The sequence below is a fragment of the Pseudactinotalea sp. Z1739 genome (assembly GCF_049725055.1).
In the GTDB taxonomy this organism is placed as follows: Bacteria; Actinomycetota; Actinomycetes; order Actinomycetales; family Beutenbergiaceae; genus CALKWS01.
This window is the reverse complement of sequence record NZ_JBMPQA010000014.1, coordinates 91,911-113,242: the sequence shown is the minus strand read 5'-3', so window position 1 is coordinate 113,242 and position 21,332 is coordinate 91,911. Positions and strand designations below refer to the sequence as shown.

Annotated in this window: 17 protein-coding genes; 15 read left to right on the top strand and 2 right to left on the bottom strand. The window is 64.5% G+C overall.

Annotated features, from left to right (window positions below; all coding sequences use genetic code 11):
* The 8 genes from ACO0LV_RS16515 to ACO0LV_RS16480 form a co-directional block, all read left to right on the top strand.
* Positions 1-379, top strand: a 379-nt coding sequence (locus ACO0LV_RS16515; protein WP_424787810.1) for an ISL3 family transposase, incomplete at its 5' end; no start/stop codon positions are given.
* A gap of 107 nt (positions 380-486) precedes the next feature.
* Complete coding sequence (locus ACO0LV_RS16510) at positions 487-1,710, top strand: O-antigen ligase family protein (RefSeq protein ID WP_424789014.1); 1,224 nt, start codon at positions 487-489, stop codon at positions 1,708-1,710.
* Positions 1,711-1,927: 217 nt separating this feature from the next.
* Positions 1,928-3,295, top strand: a complete 1,368-nt coding sequence (locus ACO0LV_RS16505; protein ID WP_424789013.1) for a polysaccharide biosynthesis tyrosine autokinase — start codon at positions 1,928-1,930, stop codon at positions 3,293-3,295.
* Positions 3,296-3,369: 74 nt separating this feature from the next.
* The gene (locus ACO0LV_RS16500) at positions 3,370-3,978 is read left to right on the top strand and encodes a hypothetical protein (RefSeq protein WP_424789012.1); all 609 of its coding nucleotides are present in this window, start codon (positions 3,370-3,372) and stop codon (positions 3,976-3,978) included.
* Positions 3,979-4,265: 287 nt separating this feature from the next.
* On the top strand, positions 4,266-5,435 hold the full coding sequence (locus tag ACO0LV_RS16495; protein WP_424789017.1) for a DUF1972 domain-containing protein: 1,170 nt from the start codon (positions 4,266-4,268) through the stop codon (positions 5,433-5,435).
* An 11-nt stretch (positions 5,436-5,446) separates the two neighbouring features.
* Complete coding sequence (locus ACO0LV_RS16490; RefSeq protein WP_424789011.1) at positions 5,447-6,550, top strand: Gfo/Idh/MocA family protein; 1,104 nt, start codon at positions 5,447-5,449, stop codon at positions 6,548-6,550.
* 11 nt (positions 6,551-6,561) lie between these two features.
* Positions 6,562-7,428 (top strand): hypothetical protein, encoded by an 867-nt coding sequence (locus ACO0LV_RS16485; protein ID WP_424789010.1) that lies wholly within the window; start codon positions 6,562-6,564, stop codon positions 7,426-7,428.
* A 65-nt stretch (positions 7,429-7,493) separates the two neighbouring features.
* A complete protein-coding gene (locus tag ACO0LV_RS16480) occupies positions 7,494-8,573 on the top strand; it encodes a glycosyltransferase (RefSeq protein ID WP_424789009.1) in 1,080 nt (359 codons plus the stop codon).
* On the opposite strand, the gene ACO0LV_RS16475 is transcribed toward ACO0LV_RS16480, so the two are convergent.
* Both ACO0LV_RS16475 and rfbA read right to left on the bottom strand, forming a co-directional pair.
* The gene (locus tag ACO0LV_RS16475; RefSeq protein WP_424789008.1) at positions 8,547-9,359 is read right to left on the bottom strand and encodes a CDP-alcohol phosphatidyltransferase family protein; all 813 of its coding nucleotides are present in this window, start codon (positions 9,357-9,359) and stop codon (positions 8,547-8,549) included. The genes ACO0LV_RS16480 and ACO0LV_RS16475 overlap by 27 nt on opposite strands.
* Positions 9,352-10,239, bottom strand: a complete 888-nt coding sequence (gene rfbA, locus ACO0LV_RS16470; RefSeq protein ID WP_424789007.1) for a glucose-1-phosphate thymidylyltransferase RfbA — start codon at positions 10,237-10,239, stop codon at positions 9,352-9,354. Before rfbA ends, ACO0LV_RS16475 begins: the two co-directional genes overlap by 8 nt.
* Before the next feature lie 743 nt (positions 10,240-10,982).
* On the opposite strand from rfbA, the gene ACO0LV_RS16465 reads away from it, so the two are divergent.
* The 7 genes from ACO0LV_RS16465 to rpsK all read left to right on the top strand — a co-directional run bounded on the left by ACO0LV_RS16465 (position 10,983) and on the right by rpsK (position 21,287).
* Positions 10,983-13,463 carry a LuxR C-terminal-related transcriptional regulator gene (locus ACO0LV_RS16465; RefSeq protein ID WP_424789006.1) on the top strand — a complete coding sequence of 827 codons (2,481 nt, stop codon included), beginning with the start codon at positions 10,983-10,985 and terminating at the stop codon, positions 13,461-13,463.
* A 6-nt stretch (positions 13,464-13,469) separates the two neighbouring features.
* A complete protein-coding gene (locus ACO0LV_RS16460; protein ID WP_424789005.1) occupies positions 13,470-16,091 on the top strand; it encodes a LuxR C-terminal-related transcriptional regulator in 2,622 nt (873 codons plus the stop codon).
* Positions 16,092-16,350: 259 nt separating this feature from the next.
* Positions 16,351-19,617 carry a hypothetical protein gene (locus tag ACO0LV_RS16455; RefSeq protein ID WP_424789004.1) on the top strand — a complete coding sequence of 1,089 codons (3,267 nt, stop codon included), beginning with the start codon at positions 16,351-16,353 and terminating at the stop codon, positions 19,615-19,617.
* A gap of 255 nt (positions 19,618-19,872) precedes the next feature.
* Positions 19,873-20,094, top strand: a complete 222-nt coding sequence (infA, locus tag ACO0LV_RS16450; RefSeq protein WP_022917277.1) for a translation initiation factor IF-1 — start codon at positions 19,873-19,875, stop codon at positions 20,092-20,094.
* Positions 20,095-20,171: 77 nt separating this feature from the next.
* Complete coding sequence (gene rpmJ / locus ACO0LV_RS16445) at positions 20,172-20,285, top strand: 50S ribosomal protein L36 (protein WP_424789003.1); 114 nt, start codon at positions 20,172-20,174, stop codon at positions 20,283-20,285.
* A 153-nt stretch (positions 20,286-20,438) separates the two neighbouring features.
* Positions 20,439-20,816 carry a 30S ribosomal protein S13 gene (rpsM, locus tag ACO0LV_RS16440; protein WP_424789002.1) on the top strand — a complete coding sequence of 126 codons (378 nt, stop codon included), beginning with the start codon at positions 20,439-20,441 and terminating at the stop codon, positions 20,814-20,816.
* A 63-nt stretch (positions 20,817-20,879) separates the two neighbouring features.
* Positions 20,880-21,287: a 30S ribosomal protein S11 gene (gene rpsK / locus ACO0LV_RS16435; protein WP_424789001.1), complete on the top strand. Its 408-nt coding sequence runs from the start codon at positions 20,880-20,882 to the stop codon at positions 21,285-21,287.
* Positions 21,288-21,332: the final 45 nt, after the last annotated feature.

Below are 21,332 nucleotides of genomic sequence, written 5' to 3'. Positions count from 1 at the left end.
GCGGCTGTTCGCCGAACACGAGGACCACGCGGCCTTGGAGGTCTCCTGGCACATCTACCAGGACATCATCAGCGCCTACCAACACCCAGATCCGGCCGCCGGCAAGAAGCGCATGCAGGCCCTCATCACCAGGCTCCGGCGCGGGCTACCCGAGGGGCTGGAGGAACTCGCTCAACTCGGCCGCACGCTCTGGCGCAAACGAGACCAGATCCTGGCGTTCTTCGACCGTGGCGGAGCCTCCAACGGCCCCGTCGAAGCGATCAACGGACGCCTCGAAGCCCTACGCGGCATCGCCCTAGGGTTCCGCAACTTCGACCACTACGTCCTGCGCTGCCTACTGCACTCCGGCCAACTGGCGACCCGGATCAATGCACTCTAAAACCGGAAGAGCCCTGAAACCCCTTCGGAGATACAGCGTTGACGGACCGACAAGGATAGGCTTGACGATGTCTGCGACGGGCTGGTTAGAGCGGCCCTGGGAGGATCGTGAGTAGCACTCTGGCCGCCTCAGCACCTGGGGTGCGACGCGGCTCCAATCGACGCCTGTGCTTCACCACAGTCCTGCTGTTGGTGATCGCGACGGTCAGTTGGCGACGCGGTGTCTATTACTCAGGGGGAGTGGACCCGGTGGTGGCTGGAAAGGCCGCACTTAGTCTGATTGCCCTGACCATGGCATGGTTCGCCCGGCAGGCGAGCCCGATTTTGATTCCGGTACGGGGACATTCTATTGCTTTCCTTCTCTCGTATCTGGTGGTTTCCGTCATGGGTGCACATGCAGCGGGTCAACTGGTTCCGTCAGCTGTGCTCGCGCTGAGGGTGCTGCTTGTGGGAATGACTCTGTATTTCCTCGCACGGGTGTTCCCGCGCGAGGTGCTCGTCCGTAATCTCGTGCGAGCAATGCTTCTCGTTGCGGCCATCAGTGCTTTGACGGGTCTTCCGTCGTTCGGGATGAATGGCAGGCTCTTTGGTGGGGTCCCACCGTTGCACGCGAATGAACTCGCTTTCCTCCTTGCCGTTTCGCTGATTGGTCTTACATGGCTTGCGCTCAACGAGGGAATGAAAGGGCATCATGTGGTGCTGTTGTTCTTCGGATTCGGTGCCCTTTGGCTCACTGGATCGCGAACGGGCCTGGCTGCCGCGCTCCTGGCATTAGCCGTCATGCTGTTGCAAGCGCGTCGGCTCAACCGGTTGGTAGCAACCGCAGTTGTCGCGACTATTCCGTTGGGGTTCTATCTAGTCTTCGCGAGCGAATTGCTGGATGGATACTTCCTGCGGGGTGGCGCGGACCAAGTGACGACCTTGTCGTCCCGGACGATCGCCTGGTCAGCCGCCTGGTCTTTTCCCGAGACCTTCTGGGCGCGCTGGACCGGCATGGGATTGGCACAGAAGTTAATCCCGGTCCAGGATCAATGGTGGGACGTGCAGTTACTGGACAGCACCTGGGTCTCCGCGCTGGTCCAGGTTGGGCTCATCGGCGTCGTCATTCTGTTGCTGTGGCTCGTCGTCGTTGCTGTGACTTCCCTCCGGGCCTCCCGTCCTGCGCGCCTCTTTCTCGTGGCGGCACTGGCATTGCTGACGGTACGTAGCCTCCTCGAAAGCGGCATGTTCGATAGCACCCCGTCCTTCCTGGTCTTTATGTTGATATCTCTGACGGGCAGCGCACAGCAGTTACCCAGCCGAACATCTTCGGAAAGTCATGTGGTCGAATGAAGTGATGGGTCGCCGGTCTGATAGACGCCCGGAGCCCGAAGGTCTTGTCGTTTCCAGATGCTGCGGCCACTGAGCGGATCGGGCTACACCCGGCTTCCTGCTGGATGTCTGCCGGGCGGCCGTGCGCTGAGGGTAAGTCCGGCCAATGTAATGTTCTCCAAGAGAGACACGAGATCGGGGGCTGCGCGCGACGGATCCCGGTCGGTCAGGAGACTGTGTGGAACTGAGGGATTACTGGCGTGTGGTACGTCACCGCTGGCGCATCGTGGCGGCCGGCGTGCTACTCGGGCTCCTGGCTGCTAGTGCGATCACGTACTTGACACCATCACGGTATGAGGCGCGAGCCGAACTATTCGTTGCACCCGAGGTGGGAAGCACCAGTTCTGAACTCATGCAGGGATCGAACTTCCTCCTCGACCGAGTGAAGTCCTACGTGGAGATCGTTGATAAAGCGGTGGTTCTTGCCCCCGTGATCGATGATCTGGGTCTGACCGAGACCGTCGCGGAGTTGTCCCTACGCGTGGATGCGTCGGTGGTCCCCGAGACTGTCGTCGTCCGGATCACCGTGCAGGATGACTCCGCAGAGGATGCCGCTGATACAGCGAATGCCATCGCCGAGGAGTTCATCACGCAAGCACTCCTCCTGGAGCCGGTGCGAGCCGACGAGACAGCGGTCGTACGGATCACCGTCATTGACCCGGCCCGCGCCCCCACCTCAGCCGTCACGCCCCAGCCGCAGTTGAATCTCCCCTTCGGACTCCTCCTCGGATTGGCGGCTGGATTCGCGGGCGCCATTGTGCGCGACTCACTGGATCGTCGGGTTAAGGGTGAGCGTGACATCAAGTTGTTGACTACCACACCTCTGGTCGGCGCGATTCCCGTGGACCTGAGAGCAGACCAGGCTCCTGTGGTTTCAGCCTTGAACGCCAATTCAGTACGCGCCGAGGCGATCAGACGCCTCAGGACTAACCTGCAGTTCATCGAAATTCCCACGGACCATCGCTCCTACGTCGTAACTTCAGCGACTATGGGCGAGGGAAAGACCCTGACTTCAATCAACCTGGCGGCCGTCATTGCTGAGGGTGGTCAGAGAGTCTGCCTAGTAGAGGCCGACATGCGCAGACCGCGCATTGGCGAGTACCTCGGACTTGAAGATGCTGTGGGTCTGACAGACGTACTGATTGGAAACTTCGGTTGGCGGTCTGTTAAGCAGGACTACCGACCGCGTTTGGACGTGATCCTAGCGGGTACGATTCCGCCGAACCCGTCCGAACTCGCCTCCAGTGAGAACATGGAAGTCCTGCTGCAGGCGTTGGAAGAAGCGTACGACGTTGTGATCGTCGACACGCCACCGCTGCTGCCCGTCACAGACGCGGCTGTTTTGTCGAAGAGGGCTGCGGGGGCGATCGTCGTGGTGAACTCCGGTCGCAAGGGCACCTCACGGGGTGACGTCGCGCGGGCTCTGGAGATGCTGAACACTGTTGACGCTCGGGTACTCGGAATTGTGCTCAATAGAGTCCCCCAGAGTGGTCCGAACGCCGTACCCATGGCTACGTACTCTCTGGACGATGCGAAGTCGCGCTGAGTGCTTGGGCCGCTTTTTGCCCGTCACCGCCACGGCTAGGCTAGTGAGGCGACGATGGAGGTAGGAGGTGGTCTGTGCAGGACCGAGTCACGTTCGTCTGCGCGATGAATGTCTGCCGATCCCCTCTCCTCGCTGCGACTTTCGATGAGACGCTGCCACCGCGGACACGTGCGAGCTGGTCCGTCGAGAGTTTTGGCACCCAGGCGGTCGACGGTGCGGAAATGTGTGCGGTGGCAACTGCTTTGGTCGAGCCCCGGGATCACAAGCACACTGCAAGTCCCGTAAAGCCGGGCAGCATTCACAACTCTGATTTGATTCTCACGGCCACGACCCTGGAGCGCGGCATCCTCGCCCAGATGGCGCCGGCAGCGCGGGCGTGGACGTTCACTGTCCGTGAGGCGATACTGCTCGGCCGACTGGAAGAACAGCCACCCTGGATGCCCGAACCCGGACCATGCGATGGCGTTGCCCGTCGCTACGCCGCGCTACTCAACGCTCGCCGGGGCTTAATCGTGCTCACACCCCCGCGCACGCGGAGGACGCGCCGAGTGCCGGTGGACCCATTTGACATTCCCGATGTGCATCTCTTGAAGCCTCGCGCTCATGTATCCGGCCTGAGAGCAGCGCAACAAGACGCCCGCGAACTCGCCGGACAGATTCTGGCGTTGCCAAACCGCGTCTGACGAGTCGGTGCTGACATCAGATACGTCAGGCATTTCGTAGCGAATGGCCGAAGCGACCAGATACTATGGCCACCACGCCCTAATGGCGTGAATGACTCAAATGTCGGTGGGACAGATTCGTCGGTGACTAGTCGCCGTCGCGCAGTTCAACGGAGGGTATACGTGGCGGAGTGGAGTCAAGCGAGCCACGAGGTCAGTCTGGGCACCGTCACCCTGAGTCCTGCACCGCAACTCCGTCTGGGGGTTGTTCCGAGATCTGCGCGTGTGAAGGAGTCTGGCCTTTGTCGATGGAGCAGCGGGGGAGAGTCAGCGCTTCTTTGGATGAGCGCCCGACGGTAAGGATTCTCGGCACTCACGGGGTTCCCGCAGGCTATGGGGGTTTCGAGACGGCGGCCGAGAAGGTCGGCCTGCATCTGCGCGCCCAAGGCTGGCGGGTGATCGTCTATTGTCAGTTGGACGGCAAGGGTGACATCACCTATGACGAGTGGGAAGGGATGGAGCGGGTCAACATCCCGGTGAATCTCCCGGGATGGCGCGGAACGTCCCTATTTGACTTTCGCAGCGTGAAACACTCCAGCGCGCACCCGGACCTTTGCCTGATCTTCGGTTACAACACCGGCATCTTCAATACTTGGCAGCGGCTGAAACGCATACCGATGGTCATCAATATGGACGGGATCGAGTGGTCCCGTGCGCGTTGGGGCTTCTTCAGGCAGGCCATCCTGTACATCAATGAGAGGTTCTCGGCCGCCGTGGGAAACCACCTCATCGCGGATCACCCGGAGATTGAGAAATACCTCTGGACCCGCGCCCCGAAGCGCAAAATCAGGATGATTGCGTATGGGGCCGACGAGGTGGACTCAGCCGATGAGACGCCTGTCCGTGACCTTGGCCTTGAGCCCGGTGGCTACCTCAGTCTGATCTGTCGCCCGATCCCAGAGAACTCGATCTTGGAGATTGTGCGAGGGTTCTCAGCGAGACCCCGTCAACACAAATTGGTGATTCTCGGTACGTACGAACCTCAGAAGGACGACTACCACGCTGCGGTGCTCGCAGCAGCTTCGGAGGACGTCATCTTTGCGGGTGCGATCTTCGACCCGGCTATCGTGCAGCCGCTGCGATTCCATAGCGCGCTGTACCTGCACGGCCACACAGTCGGGGGTACGAATCCCTCGCTGGTGGAGGCGTTGGGGGCAGGCAATCCCGTGATAGCGCAGGATAATCCGTACAACCGCTGGGTGGCCGGAGACGGGCAAGCCTATTTCAACACTTCGGACGACGTCGCCCGACTCCTTGACCGCCTCCTGGAATCCACGGACGACCTTGCCGAAATGAGCCGGGCGAGCAGAGCGCGTTATCGTGCTGAGTTCACCTGGCACGCCGTCGCCGAGCAGTATCGGGAACTGCTCGAAGACCATCTGCCCGCACGAGCGAAGACCGACCGAAAGAGGCGTTGACCGTGGTGAGAGTGGCTGTTATCGGCTTGGGAAAAATGGGGATGTCCCACTTGGCGATGGTGCGTGCGCTACCCGGGGTTGAGGTGGTCGGCATAGTCGACGCCTCGTCATACCTGCTCGGTGTGCTGAAGAAGTACACCGGCCTGTCTACCTATACGAGCGTCGACAAGATGCTCGCTGAGGTGACGCCGGACGCGGCGATCGTGGCGACCCCTTCGCGTCTGCATGCACCGATGGTCCGTCAACTCCTGACGACCGGCGTCGCGGTCTTCTGTGAAAAACCATTCTGCCTCAGCACAGCCGATGGGGAGGCATTGGTGGCTCTAGCCGAGGAACGCAACCTGGTGACACAGGTCGGCTATCACAACCGATTCGTCGGGGCCTTTGCCGAGGTGAAGCGACTCCTGGATTCAGGCGCTATCGGCACTGTCACCCATGGTCTGGCCGAGGCATACGGCCCGGTTGTCCTGAAGGAAGAAGGCAGTACCTGGAGAAGCAAGAGCAACGAGGGTGGTGGGTGTCTGTATGACTATGCGGCACACCCGCTGAATCTCATCAACTGGTATCTGGGCGAGCCTGTGGGGGTTGGTGGCACCGTCCTCAACAGCGTGTTCTCCGCGGAGATCGACGATGAGGTGGCCTCCACCCTCTACTACCCGCAGGGCCGGACAGTTTCGGTCTCGGTCAACTGGTCGGATGAGTCCGTGCGCAAGATGACCACCCGGATCACGCTGTGGGGTACCGGTGGGCGGATCTTCGCCGACCGACAGGAGGTTCAGGTCTATTTGCGCGACACTACCTCGATCCCCGAGGGCTATACCAGTGGCTGGAACGTGCGCTATACGACGGAACTGACCGAGCCGGTGAGTTTTTATCTGCGTGGCGAGGAATACACCGCTCAACTTGAGCACTTCGTGGGTCGGGTACGCGACGGACTCGTTGACGGCACTAACACCTTCGCTACCGCCGTGGAGACGGACCGTCTGATCGAACGGATGATCTCGGACAGCAAAGCAGGACCATCAGTGCTGATCAGCGATGCGGTCTCGGCAGATCCGCCCACCGAACGCTCACGGGGCGGGCGAATGCGCGCGCTCTTGACCGGAAAGAAGTGAGGGAGCAAGTCATGGACAGGCTACTTTTCGGCGACAACCAGTTCTTCGGCGTCAACCACATGTCTGAGGAGAAGGCGCGTCAACAGCAGATGCGCTTCCAGCGGACCGACGCCGTGATCGACGTGCTCGTCGATGCCTACGAAGAGGGAGTGCGCACCTTCATGTGCACCACCCACGACCGGATAGGCGAGGTGGCTTCATACTTTGCGGAAAGGCGCGAGGACTTTCCGGAATTCACGTTCTTTCCTGGCATGCCCTACGCCCACAAGTACGCAAACGCCGTCACGACTGATGGCATGGTCGGCGCGTTGAAGCAGTTCCTCCCCGATACCGGGCTGATAGATGCGGCGATGCGTGGAACCTCTTCGCTGGTGGGGAGAGACATCGAGGGCATGGTCACGCTGTTGATCGATGCGGAGATGAAGATGTTCGGAGGTGTTCCGACCCCCGTCATCTGGTTGCAGAACGTCGTCACAGACCTGTTGCTAGGGCTCGGCTTCGATGAGGCATTCAGAATCTTTGCCGACCACGTTCGCAACAAGTACAACGCCGAACCAGGCTTCATCACAATGAATCTGCCGCTCCTGGCGCAGCGCCTGGAGAAGCAAGGAATTTCCTCGCCGCTGATCTGTGCGAATATCAACAAGATCGGGTTCCGGATGTCCGGGGGTATGGACGCCTACCGGACAGCGCTGGAGTCGCACGACTTCCGCGCGGTCGCGATGTCCGTCTACGCCTCGGGCGCAATCCCGGCCGACGAGGCGATCCAATGGGTCTGCGAGCAACCCAATATCGAGGCCATCGTGTTCGGGGCTTCCTCGCGTCGGAATATCCGCAGCACCCGAGAACTGGTCGATAAGTACTGGGTACACGACTAGTGGCTCGAGATCCGAACACGGTTCTGATCGTCAATCCGGGTGCTGACCTGTACGGCTCGGACCGAATGGTCCTGGAGAGTGTCAGAGCGTTGGTGGGTGCCGGCTATCGTGCCGTCGTCGTGGTTCCCGGACCTGGACCGCTAGTCGCTCTGTTGAAGGACGCCGGTGCAACCGTGAAGGAGCAGGCCACCCCGATCATGCGACGGGGCCTGCTGTCGGTCCGCGGCCTGGCTCAACTTGCTCGCGAGGCCTTCACCAGCCTGGTGCCGTCCTGGCGTCTGTTGCGTGACACCGGGGCCGGTACGGTCCTGGTCAACACGATCACACCGCCACTGTGGCTCCCGCTGGCACGGATGCGTCGGTGCCGCGTGGTGTGCCATGTACATGAGGCGGAGAGCACGGCGCCCGCGCTCCTGCGCAGAGCCCTCTATCTTCCGCTGGTCTTCTGCCACGGAGTTGTGGTCAACAGCAGATTCACACTCGGGGTCCTCGCAAAATCGGCTCCATGGCTTCGCCGTCGAGCATCGACCGTCTACAACGCGGTGGTGAGCCCGGACGAGGTGACCGCGGCCCGGGACGTACTGTCGGCACCGGTTCGCATTCTCTACGTGGGCAGGCTCTCCGAGCGAAAGGGCCCGCAACTGGTGGTCGAGGCGATCCGGCTGCTCCTCGACCGCGGCCTGGAGGTGCACCTGACTCTCTTGGGCGCGGTGTTCCCCGGAAACGAGGCATTCGAGGTAGGACTGCATGAACAGGTCCGGCGCCTGGACCTGGAGAACCGCGTGACGTGGCTAGGGTTCAAGTCCGACGTGTGGCCGCACTTCGCCGACTGCGACCTCGTTGTGATCCCATCGCTGGTGGACGAGTCGTTCGGAAATACTGCCGTTGAAGCATCCCTAGCCGGAAGGCCCCTGATCGTCAGCGACGTCGCTGGTCTCAAGGAGGCAACACAGGAGGCTCAGGCTCGGATCGCCGTGCCGGTCGGGAACTCGGAAGCGATTGCGTCCGCCGTTATGACGATCGAGTCTGACTGGGTCCGATTCCGGGAACTCGCTGCGATGGATGCCGCTCAGGCAAGGCAGTCCTTCTCCCGGGAGAGGTACGCGCGTGGCCTTCTCTCAGCGATCGGCCTCACCAGGGTTTGACTGCGCCGAGACTTCCCCGTCGAGTACTCGAAGCTTTCGGTACCAGACGATGAGGACGAGCGCGGTGTATGCCACGTTGGCTACTGCGAGCAACAGATAGAACCAGAGGAACGCTACCGGCACGGCAAGGAGCAGGAACGACAGGCAGAGCACACCATAGTCGGTCGGCAGTTTCATGACTGACATCAGGGTTGAACTCTTCGCGGGGCCTGGTGCCGGCTTTCCGAGGCGGAGTTGCGCGTTGCGGCTCAGTAGATCGGTCAGCAGCATTCCGAAGAATTCGACGACGTAGGCCGCGGCGAACACCAAAGGTACGACGAGCCATTCCTCCGCGACATCCATGCGGTACAACATGATGAGCACTGCGAGATGGATGGTCGCGGCTTTGAAGGCATCGATGACGTGATCAAGCCACTCGCCTGTCAGGCTGCCGCCCCCACGCAAGCGGGCCAGTTGGCCGTCAGCTGCGTCGAGGGCATAGCCAATGACGAGGGCAGTGGTGACGATGAGTGCGGCGGGAAAACTGGGCTCGAGAAGTGCGACCGCCGCAATACCGCTCAAGGTGAACAAGGCGCTCACCAGTGTCACCTGGTTGGGGGTCAGGCCCACACGATGGGCGGCTGCCGCGAGGGCGCGGCCTGCGGGACGATTGACCATCAAGGAGTAGAGCGGGGCCCCCTTCGCCGGCTTCTGCGCCAACTTGAGTCGAGCGTGGTTCTCCTTGATCGAAGGACGTGCACGGACGGTCATGGCAGCGGCCTCGTCATTCGTCTGGGGTTCACGCACTGGTCGGTGAGGTCATCGGGGAGTCCAACAATCCCAGGAGATAGTCACCGTAGGTGGACTTGCGTAGCGGCTCCGCGCGTTCGCGGAGTTCCTCATCGGTCAGGAAGCCCCGCCGCCACGCCACTTCCTCCGGCGCCCCGATCTTCAACCCTTGCCGGTGCTCGATCGTACGGACGTAGTCCGAAGCGGCGAGCAGTGAGTCAAAGGTACCGGTGTCCAGCCAGGCGGTACCCCGCGGCAGGACATGGACTTGGAGTGACCCCTGGCTGAGGTAGGTTCGGTTGACGTCGGTGATCTCGTACTCACCCCTGGCGGAGGGCTGCAGGTTCCGGGCGATCTCGATGACGTCGTTGTCATAGAAGTACAAGCCCGGCACCGCATAGTTCGATTTAGGACGAGCAGGCTTTTCCTCCAGAGAGAGCGCCCGGCCGGCCTCGTCGAACTCCACCACCCCGTAGGCCGTGGGATCGGAAACCCGATAGGCGAAGACAGCGCCGCCCTCGACTCGTTCGAACCGGGCCAACTGGGAGCCGAGTCCGGGGCCGTAGAAGATGTTGTCGCCCAGGACTAGGGAGACGTTCTGATCGCCGATGAAGTCGGCACCGAGGACGAACGCTTGCGCCAACCCGTTCGGTTCGGGCTGAACCGCGTAGGAGATGTTGATACCGAACTGCGAGCCATTCCCGAGCAGCCTGTGGAACTGTTCGGCGTCGTGCGGGGTGGTGATCACCAGGACATCCTGGATCCCGGCCAGGATCAGCGTGCTCAGTGGGTAGTAAACCATTGGCTTGTCGTACACCGGGACAAGTTGTTTGCTGACTCCCAGGGTGATCGGATGCAGGCGTGTGCCGGACCCGCCGGCCAGGATGATTCCGCGCATGTGCTCAGTGTTCCGCATGTGGATCAGCGGTGTCCTTAGTACCGGCAGCGAAGTTGGACTCAGCCCCGATGCCGCCCATGCCCGGAGGCGCGGCTCGAGGTCGGCCCGTAAGCGGGCTCCTCACTGCAGTGCCGATCAGCGCGCTTTGGCGCGCCTGCGACCAGGTCGAAGCCGGCCCGCCCGTAGTAGCGGGTGACCCGCCCCCTCACCCCCTGCTCACCCTCCGCCGCATGGGATATCACCCCCCTCAGGGCCCGGATTCACCCGCAAAACGTGACCCCGTGCGCCCGAAGTGGTAACGGAGGCCATAGGATCAGTCAAGGATCGTTGGCGGAGTGTCTGCTGGCGATTTGATGCGAATGGAGCGTGTCGCGCAGCATCGGATCGAAGGCAGATGTCGCGGGAGCAGTAGGTCCGCGTGGCCCACGGGATGGCGCACCGCGCTCTGTACACGATCTGAGCCCGTCGCCGTGGTCCAGGAGAGCGACTGAGCATCAAATGAAAACGCAAAGAATTCCCTCAGGTTGGGCAATGACTCTTGCTTTGCGGTCAAGGGCAGCGGACTATAGCAGAGAGTGACCCCGCTTGCGGGGTCGCGAGCAGGTGAGGAACACATGATTATCGGGGGTAGGACAATCACAATGGCAGCGACGGCCCAGAATCGGCGGTCCGCTACGGCGGACCGGCTGCGGGTGCGGTGCTGCTCGGAGTCGCCGGCACCACTGCAATCAGGCGTGTGCTGAATGTCCGCTCTTGGCACGGCATCGAACGTCTTCGGTCGGTTGCCGCGGGTGACCGAGCCCGCGATGGTCAGCGACGTCGCTCTTAAGACACTCCAGGAGGCCCAACCGCTGACGGTGCTACGAGCCGCGCGCGGCTTCGGAAAGACGGCTGTGCTGGTGCACTGGCTGCGCAACTACACCGACGCGGCCACGGCGGTGTACTGCCCCCTGGATGCCCGGAGCAACACCCAAGTCGAGTTCTGGGTCGTCCTCGAGAAGGCTCTGCGCGGTGCCGGCACGCTCCCCGAAGGGGCCGGTGCGGAGGACGCCCGTAGCCGGGTGCTCGATGGGATCGGCGCGCTGCGACAGCCGTTGCGCCTGGTGCTGGACAACTTCCACGAGGCCGGGTTGACCGAGGGTGCTACCCAGATCGACGACGACCTGATCGAACTGGTGCGCAACAACGACCAGTTCTACCTGGTGGCCGCCGGGCGTACCCTCCGGTCGCTCGAGACGATGGGGAGCCTGTCGGTCGATGGCAGCATCGTCGGTCCCTCCGATCTACGCATGCGTCCTGAGCAGGTGCAGCAACTGGCTGCCATGGCCGGCCTGGAGTTCTCCTGGGAACGGGCGCAACAGGTCAGCACCGACTTCGGCGGCTGGCCCGCGGCAATTCGGGCGGGACTGCGGGGCGCCACGAACGAGGGCGGTATCGACGAGCAGTTGATTCAGGGGTACATCGGCGCGATGGTGCTGGACCTGCGATTCAGCGATATTCGCACCTTCCTGCTGCGTACCGCGGTTCCGGCTTGGTTCGACATCGACCTGCTCCGGGTGATCACCCCCAAGACTGACGACGGTGCTTCGGACCAGGATGCCGCCGCGATACTTGCCCACATCCGGAACACCGGCCTGCTCTGGGAGGACCGGGTCGCAGGTGCCGTCCGATATGGTTATCCGGCCGCGATTCGCCGGGCACTGCTGCAGGTGATGACCGAGTCCGCGCCGGATATCGGCCGGCAGGTGCACCGGGCGCTACTGGCCGCCCCTGGGGCTGAGCAGGACCCCGGGGAGGCGTTGATGCACGCCGTCAATGCCCAGGAGTGGGCCACCGCGTTGGACCTCATTGACCGGCAGTGGTTCCACTTGCTGACCGAAGCGCCGCAGACTCTCGTCCAGGCGATTCACCACATCCCGATGCCACACGGTCAGCACGACCCCTGGATCCGCGTGGCCCGCCAGCACCTTGCGGCGATGCACGAGCGACTGGCCAGTGGACACACCTGGGCGGTGCCCGAGGCCCTGCTGAGCCGTTCCGACGCCATCAGTGAGGCAGGTGGCGCTGCCGACACCGCCGATGCGGAGTCCATCGTGCTGGTCCAGTGGGGCGTCGCCGCGATGCTCAGCGGCCACCACGACGCCGCGATCTACGCCTTCGGTCAGGCTCGTGAACTCGGTCTGGAGGGTGGCACCAAGGCGACCACGTTAGGTGCTTCCGGAGTCGCACTTGTGCATGCGCTGGCCGGCGAGCCGGACCTTGCGCGCACCGCCCTGCAGGACGCCGCGCTGCAGTCGCACCTGGCCGATAGTCACGTCGTTGATCCCAATGACCTGGCAGGCGTCGCCGTACGCCTCGCCGAGGCGATGATCGCGGTGGATGCCGGCGCACCGGACGCGTCGATGCGAGTGGCCGCAATCGTCGAGCCACGTCACCGCACCGAGTTATGGGTGGTGGGGGAGTTCGCCCGTGCCCACTACGCTGCCTTCGCCGACGACCCTGAGGAGGTATTCCGCCAAGCCAACAAGTTGCGGGCGGCGCTGCGGCACGTCCCCAGAAACTCTCTGGCCGACACGGTGCTCCAGAGCGTGCTGGTCGAACTGCTGTTGATCGCCCGGATGGTCGGGGTAGCCGGTGAGGTGGCAGACCAACTCGGCGACAATGCCATCGCCTGGGCCGCTCAGGCGAAAGTGCACAATGCCCGACAGGACTACCGTCAGGCCGTCCAACTGACCAGGCGCTCACTCTCGGTCCCGGGTAGTTCTCTGCGATCGCAGTTGGAGTCCATGGTGATCATGGCCAGCGCCCTGCATGCCATGAATGCCCAGAGCGAGGCGCGCCAGGCTTTCCAGAGTGCCGTTCGTCTGGCGCGGGCGACCGGGCAGCGCCGTCCTTTCCAACTGATGCACAGGTACGTGTTCGACATGCTCGCGGACGGAATGCCCGGGGCCCACGGGTTGTGGCCGGGCACCAACCCGAACGCGGTCAAAGCCGATGCCGCCGACGTGGCGGACTTGCCGACGCTGACCATGCGGGAGGCACAGATCCTGCGGGCGCTGGAGCGGCACGCCGGGCCCGTCGGGATCGGCCGATCCCTTGACCTGTCGGCCAACACCGTCAAGACGCATCTGCGCTCGATCTACCGCAAACTTGGTGTTGCGAGCCGAAACGAGGCACTGGACGTCGCGGGCCGGGGTGGCGTCCACACCGAATATGAAGGCTGATCGCGGTTGAAACGCAAGCTCCAGCAAGAAGCCGCAACCCGCCAGCCACCCCGCCTCCCGCGCGTCGCCTCCACCATCGTCATCAGCCGCGCTGTGCGCGAGACGATGGAGAAGGCCCCCGCGATCGCGGTCCTGTGCGCCCCGCGGGGCTTCGGTAAGACCAGCGCAGTCGCCTCCTGGGTTCGCGGGCAGACCGGGGCGCACACCCGCTATGTCTGGGTGGGCCTACCGATGCACGCCACCGACCCACAGCAGTTCTGGTCCGAGGTGCACCGCGCCCTGACCGGGACGAGCCCGCCGGCCGGGACCGACCCGTTGACGCTCATCTACGCGGTCCTGGGCCGTACGCTGCAGCCCACAACGCTCGTGCTGGACAACTTCACCTACGTCAGCGACGAGAGTGTGGACGACGCATTGGGTGAGTTGCTCAACCAGTTCGAACGGCTGCGCCTGGTGGTCATGGTGCGGATGGAGCGGGCCATCGTGGCGATCGCCAATGCCCACGCGGAGTCCGCCGTGCTGCGCATGCCCCAACTCGCTCTGGACGCTCGTGGTGTCGTCACGATGGCCACCGAGGCGGGATACACGATGACCCGGACCCAAGCCCGCGAAATCGCCGAGGGAGTCGTCGGCTGGCCCGCTGTGATCCGTGCACTCCTGCGTGATGGGTCGCGCGACGCCGATGGCGCGCTGGTCCCGGACTGGCACGGCATCGAGCGGTACTGCCGGATCGTCTTGGAGGATCCGGATATGCAGCGCTTCCGGCCGGTGCTGGCGGCGCTCAGTTGCGCGGAAACGTTCGGCCCTGACCTCGGCCAGAAACTGATCGGCCAGGACAACTGGCAGACCGTCTTCCCGGTGATCCACCAGGCGGGGATCATCGACCAGGTGCAATCCGATGACGGGCAGGCCTATCGCATCCGCCCGCGACTGCGTGCCGCGGTCCAGGCCGTCACCCGCCGCAATGACCCGGTGAACTACCGCCACACCCATCGCATCCTGGCAGACTGGTATGACCGGCGGAACGTCGCCGAGCCCGCCATCGTCCACTTCGTCGAAGCCGAGGACTGGGAACGAGCCGCCGTCCTCGTGGAGGACTACTGGCTGGAGTTCGTCACCGGGTCTCCCGATGAGGCCAGGTGGACCCTGCGCAAGTTCCCCGACGAGGTCGTGCGCGCCAGTGCCAAACTCCTGGTCGTGCGGGACTACATCCTGAACGTCGATACGAGGCAGCGCGCCTGGCAAGCGTTCCGCTCCGGCCACATGGATGTCGACTTCGCCGCGCGCTATGAGAACCAGCGGCTCACCCTGAGCCAGACCCTGCAGATGCGCGTCTCCGGGGAGTACGAGGCGTTCCGGCAGGTGATGGAGCAATCCGGCCAGGGCGTTGAGCGATCGGCGTGGGCGGACAGCGTGCTGGAGCAGATGCCCGAAATGCTGCTGCAGTGGAGCATCACTCTGCTGCTGACCAGGGATGTGCCCAGCGCCGCCTATGTCTTCAGGCAGGCCTACCAGTGGGCCCGGGAGCGGGGGATGACCGGCGCCAAGCGTGAAGCCGGTAGTGGACTGGCGTTGTGCCTGGCCATGCTCGGACATCTCAACTCCGCCGAGAAGTGGCTCGATCGGGTGGCCGGGCTTCCGTCCCGAGGCGCCCCGGCTGATCTGGAACGCCTGGCGAGCGTGCTCGTCCGGGGGGTCATCGCCGGGGACCGACTCGAGGCCGGTGACACCGAGCCCGCACCGGTCGATGACGTCCCAGCGCTGCCCGGGCTGGATGCGATCCAGCAGTATCTGCACGCCGGATACGCGCTGCACCGGGGGGATGCGCGGCTGCAGGAAGAGACCCTGTCGATGCTGGAACGCTCGCTCGCGACGTTGACGCCTCACCGCCACGGAGCCCGGATCACCGGAACCGCGGCCCGCAACGCCATCGTGGACCTGTGCATTGCTCGTAGCCAGTTCGAGCGCGCCTACCGGGCGCTGGAAGGCGTCGACGCCGAGCAGGTCTGGGCGATCGTATGCCGGGCCCGGCTCGCCTTGTTCGAGGGGCGCTATGACGCAGTTCTGGCGATGACCGAGCACATGGATGGACTGTCGGTCGCCGACATCCGGCACAGTCTGCAACTCCACCTCATCCGAGCCTGCGCAGCGCGTCGCCTGCACCGGATGGACGTTGCTGGCGACGAACTCCAGGCGGCGGCCAGCCTGGCCGAGATTTCCGGCATCGTGCGGTTCTTCGCGCTGGTGCCAAGGGCCGACCTGGTGAACTTGGACCAGGAGTTTCCCCACGTGGTCCCGCCGGGCGTGTTGCAGGCCGTGACCGCCGGCGCGGAGGTCTTCCCCGAGCCGCGCGAACCCGTCCGGCTCTCCGAACGAGAACTGGAGGTGCTGCGCCAGATCGCCACCGGCGTGCCGCTCAGCCAGGCGGCCCGGCGTCTGTTCGTCTCGGAGAACACGGTCAAGTCCCAGGTGCGCAACATCTATCGCAAACTCGGGGTACATGCCCGCGAAGATGCTCTCCAGCGCGCGAAGTCGCTGGGACTGCTCACCGATGACGACTACGGGCGCCCCGGTGGAAGTCCGGACACCGCAGACGCCCACCCACCCCGGCGCGCGCAGGTCATCTGAGGCGATTGTCGCCGTCGCCGGCTGTTCGTTGACGACCCTGCCGGGCATCGCCGCCCCGCGGCCGTGACCATCCTGTGATCTTCATTCGGCACCGTGGGCGGGACCCGGGCCTTTAGTCTGTGTGCGACCCGTGGTGCGCCGTTGCCCTCACCCCTGGCCGGCGGTCACCGGCGCCCGACAATTCCGCCGGGTGCGCGAGGAAAGGACACAGATGTCACACCGGTCGGCCCCTTCGGCACGCGGCAGAGTTCGCACGTTCATGGCAGCACTGTTGTCGCTGCTCCTGCTCGGCGTCGGGATCACGACGGCGTCGGCGGATGCGATCGACGACGCCGAGACGACCCCGGCGCAGGATAGCGCCTGGCAATTGTCCCAGCAGGCCGCGCCCCCGTCCGGCGCCACGGTGGAAGCAGGTGAGCAGGTCACCTACACCCTGACCGCCGCCACACTCGACGCCCGACCTGTGACGGGGGTGGTGGCCACGGTGGACCTGTCCGGCGTGCTGGCTCACGCGAGCCTGGTCGAGCCCTTGCACCGCGAACTGAGCCTGACCGGTGATGACCTCATCTGGGACGTGCGCAATCCGGTACACATGAATCGCCCCGCCTCGGTGTCCTTCTCCGTGGTGGTCGAACCCGATGCCTCCGGCGTCACGCTGACCTCCGTTGCCGCGCCGCAGAGCAATGGCGGGACCTGCACCGACTGCACCATCAGCCACACAGTGCCCGGCGAACCTTCCTGGGACCTGAGCGTGACCCCGAATGAGGAGCCCGGGTCGACCCTGCTGACGAACGCGGCGATTGTTCCGTCGATGACGGCCACGAACACCTCTGATGTCACGGTCTCCGGTGCGCAGGTAGTGTCGGACCTGACCGGGATGGGCCAGCACTGGGACCTGGGCACCCTCCGGGAGGGCGTGAGTTACGACGCCGACACCAACCGGCTGACCTGGGACGTGCCCGAACTAGAGCCGGGTGAGTCCGTCACCCAGCGCTTCCAGGTGCGACTCCGTGCCCCCGCGCGTGGGGGCGAGGTCTCGCTCGGATTCAACGCCCAGGGTGCCGGTGGGGACTGCGTGGCGGGCTGCGAACTCGGCTACCACGTGTTCGGATTCGACGCCTCGGTCACCGCCGACCCGGCGGCCGGTGAGGTGACCGCCGGTCAGCAGATCACCTACACCTGGACAGCGCAGAACATCTCCGGCGGCGAACTCACCGGGGCACACGTGCGGGCGAACCTGCGCCACCAGGACGGTCCGTTGCTGGAGGCCGCGGATCTGGTGGAGCCGTTGGATGAGGCACTGGAGATGTTCGGGTCGGTGCTGCACTGGAACATCCCCGACCTGCGCCCGGGGGAGAGCGCGGAGATCTCCTTCGTCGCGCAGGTCCACCCGGACGCGACCCCGGGCGAGGCGGTGCGGATGGGTATCAGTGCCGGGACGGCTCGCCACGGTGGGTCGCTGGTGGATCCCGCCACCCTGGTGCACACCGTCGCCCAGCCCACCTGGGAGTTGTCCCACAGCGCCGAGCCGGCGTCCGGATCCACCGTGGCACCGGGTGAGCAGATCACCTACACCCTTACCGCCGCTGCGCTCGACGTGCGTCCTGTGACCAGGGTCGCGGCGACTGTGGACCTCTCGGAAGTGCTGAGTGGTGCCACGCTCGTCGAGCCGTTGCCAGCGGGGCTGAACCTGGACGGGGATGTACTGACCTGGACCGTTCGCCAACCGGTACACCGCAACCACCCCGCCTCGGTCTCCTTCGCCGTGACCGTGGACGACGACGCCCTCGGGGCCACCCTGACCAGCGTGGCGACACCCCAACGGGCTGGCGCGCTGTGCACCGACTGCACGCTCACCCACTCGGTCGTTGAGCCGGCGTGGGAGGTCAGTGCTCGGGCGGCGCAGGCCAATGGGGTCACGATCCCGAGTGAGGGCACGGTGCGTCCGAATGGGCAGTTGAACTATTACCTGAGCGCTCAGAACACCTCTGGGGTGTCGATCACCGATGGGGTGGTGGTTGCCGATGTGTCGGGCCTGGTGCCGTTTGCTGATATCGAGGCACTCGGGGAGGGTGCGGAGTTCGACGCCGACGCCGGGGTTGTGCGGTGGTCGGTGCCTGAGCTTGCTGCGGAGGAGTCGGCGTCGGTGCGGTTCCGGGCGAATCTGCGGTTCGCGGATGCCCCGAATGCGGTATTGCCGTTGTCGGTGAGCGCTGAGGGTGTCGGTGGGGAGTGTGTCTCTGGGTGTGAACTGGTGCATTACGCCACCGGCTTCGAGGCCTCGATGAGTACTGACCCGCCTGCTGGTGCGGTCGAACCCGGCGATGAGATCGCCTACACCTGGACGGTGCAGAACACCTCCCACGCGCAGATCTCCGGTGCCACCGTCACCGCCCAGTTGCGTGAGGTCCTCGAGCACGCCGAACTGGTGGAGCCGCTCGCTGAGGAGTTGCGTCTGGTCGGTATCACCGGAGCGACGATCTTGCGGTGGGACGTGCCGGACCTGGCCGCCCACGAGACCGCCGAGGTGTCCTTCAGCGTGGTCGTCGAGGAGGAGGCCGAGGTGGGCGCCGAACTTGCCACGTCGATCACCGCCGGGGCGAACAGTTTCGGCATCACCTACGGCGACCGCGAGGTCACCCACACCGTGGATCAACTCTCCTGGGAGGTCAGCGTGCGGGGGGCACAGGCGAACGGGGTGACCATTCCGCACGAAGGAACCGTCCGTCCGAACGGTCAGGTGAACTACCACGTCGTCGCGGAGAACACCTCCGGGCTGACGATGACCGAGGGCGCCGTCATCGCCGATGTGTCCGGCTTGCTTCCCTACGCCGACATCGAAGCGCTGACTGCCGGTGCCGAGTTCGACCCGGAGAACGGCCTGGTGCGCTGGTGGGCGCCGGAGTTGGCCGGATGGGAATCGGCCTCCTTCTCATTCCGGGCGAACCTGCGCTTCGCCGATGCGCCCGGCGCGGTCCTGCCACTGTCGGTGATCGCCGAGGGCCCTGGCGGGGAGTGCGTGAGTGGATGTGAGTTGGTGCACTACGTCACCGCCTTCGAGGCCTCGGTAAGCGCGGACCCGGCCTCCGGGGAGGTGCGGGCCGGGGATGAGGTCACCTATACCTGGCAGGTGCAGAACACCTCTCAGGCGCAGATCTCCGGTGCGCATGTCCGTACCCAGATGAGTGACGTGCTCGCGCACGCCGATCTGGTCGAGCCGCTACCTGATGGCGTGAACTTCACCATCGGAACCGTGCTGAACTGGTCGGTACCGGACTTGGGGCCCGGAGAGAGTGCCCGGGTGTCCTTCACCGTGGTCGTTGATCAGGACGCGGAACAGGGTGCCGAGTTCGGGATGTCCATCACTGCCGGAGCGAACAGTTTCGGGATCACCTACGCTGAGCAGGAGGTGGAACACACCGTGTCGGTCTCGGTGACTCCCCCGACCCCGTCCCTGCCCCCTGTCCTGGCGGTTCTGCTCGGACTGGCCAAGTGGGTGCTGGGCTTCCTGATCTGGTTGTTCTGACAGGGTTGAGGTGAGTTGACCGGCCGGGAGTGTTCCGTCGTCGTTCCGCCGGGACGACGACGGAGGTGGGTGTGAGGTAGACCGCATCGGAACCGATCGGGGCCGGTTCCATCCGGGCGGATCATGCCGTAGGATTGACCGTTGGGCGCGCTCCGCCATGCTCTCGCCCCGGGTGACCGGGCCGGAAGCACACGGAGCACAGTCGTACACACGCGCCTCATCGGATCCAGACAAGTACTGCAGTTAGCGGAGGATATGGCGAAGAAGGACGGGGTCATCGAGATCGAGGGCCACGTGGTCGAGGCGTTGCCCAACGCGATGTTTCGCGTCGAGTTGAGCAACGGCCACAAGGTACTCGCTCACATCTCGGGCAAGATGCGGCAGCACTACATCCGGATCCTCCCCGAGGACCGTGTGGTGGTCGAGTTGAGCCCCTACGACCTCACCCGCGGTCGAATCGTCTACCGCTACAAGTAACAGACCACGATCTCGCCGCCGCGAGGGGGAGCCCCATGGGAGTTCCCGAGCGTGCGCGGCGGTGCAGAGGAAGCATCATGAAGGTTAAGCCGAGCGTCAAGAAGATCTGTGACAACTGCAAGGTGATCCGTCGCAACGGTGTCGTGCGGGTGATCTGCACCAACTTGCGTCACAAGCAGCGCCAGGGCTGACGCCCTGCGTTCGGGCCGTCCGCGGCCCACCACAACTGCACACCGCCAGCGATCGCCCTGCGATCGCAACCCTCGGCTCGGAGGCCGGGGCCCGCAGCCCGCGGGACGGCGATGTGGAAGACCTCCGATGACTCACAGGAGTGAGAAAACAATATGGCACGACTCGTCGGCGCCGACCTCCCCCGCGACAAGCGGCTCGAGGTGGCGCTCACCTACATCTTCGGCGTGGGCCGCACCCGCGCTGCCGAGACGCTCGAGGCCACCGGCCTGAGTCCGGACCTGCGCGTCAAGGACCTCAACGACGCGGACCTGGTCGCATTGCGCGACTACCTCGAGGGCAACTACAAGCTCGAAGGTGACCTGCGCCGTGAGGTGGCCGCAGACATCCGCCGCAAGGTGGAGATCGGGACCTACCAGGGCCTGCGGCACCGCCGTGGCCTTCCGGTGCGCGGACAGCGCACCAAGACCAACGCGCGGACCCGCAAGGGCCCCAAGCGCACTGTGGCCGGCAAGAAGAAGGCCGCTCGCTAAGCAGTTCGCTCTCCGCCACCGTGCGGATGCGGATCGACGACCTCGAAGAGAAGAGATTTGTAGATGCCCCCCAAGACTCGCCAAGCCGCCGGTGCGCGCAAGCCGCGCCGCAAGGAGAAGAAGAACATCTCCGCCGGTCAGGCCCACATCAAGTCGACCTTCAACAACACCATCGTCACCATCACCGACCCCACCGGTGCCGTGATCTCCTGGGCCTCCTCCGGCCAGGTGGGCTACAAGGGATCGCGTAAGTCGACGCCCTTCGCCGCCCAGCTCGCCGCCGAGGCTGCCGCCCGCAAGGCGCAGGAGCACGGCATGAAGAAGGTGGACGTGCTGGTCAAGGGCCCCGGCTCGGGCCGGGAGACCGCAATCCGCTCGCTGCAGGCCACCGGCCTGGAGGTCGGATCGATCCAGGATGTGACCCCGCAAGCGCACAACGGTTGCCGCCCACCGAAGCGTCGCCGGGTCTGAGTCCGGTGTGGTGCGGGCGGAAGCCTGCACCGTTGGTGTGGCCGC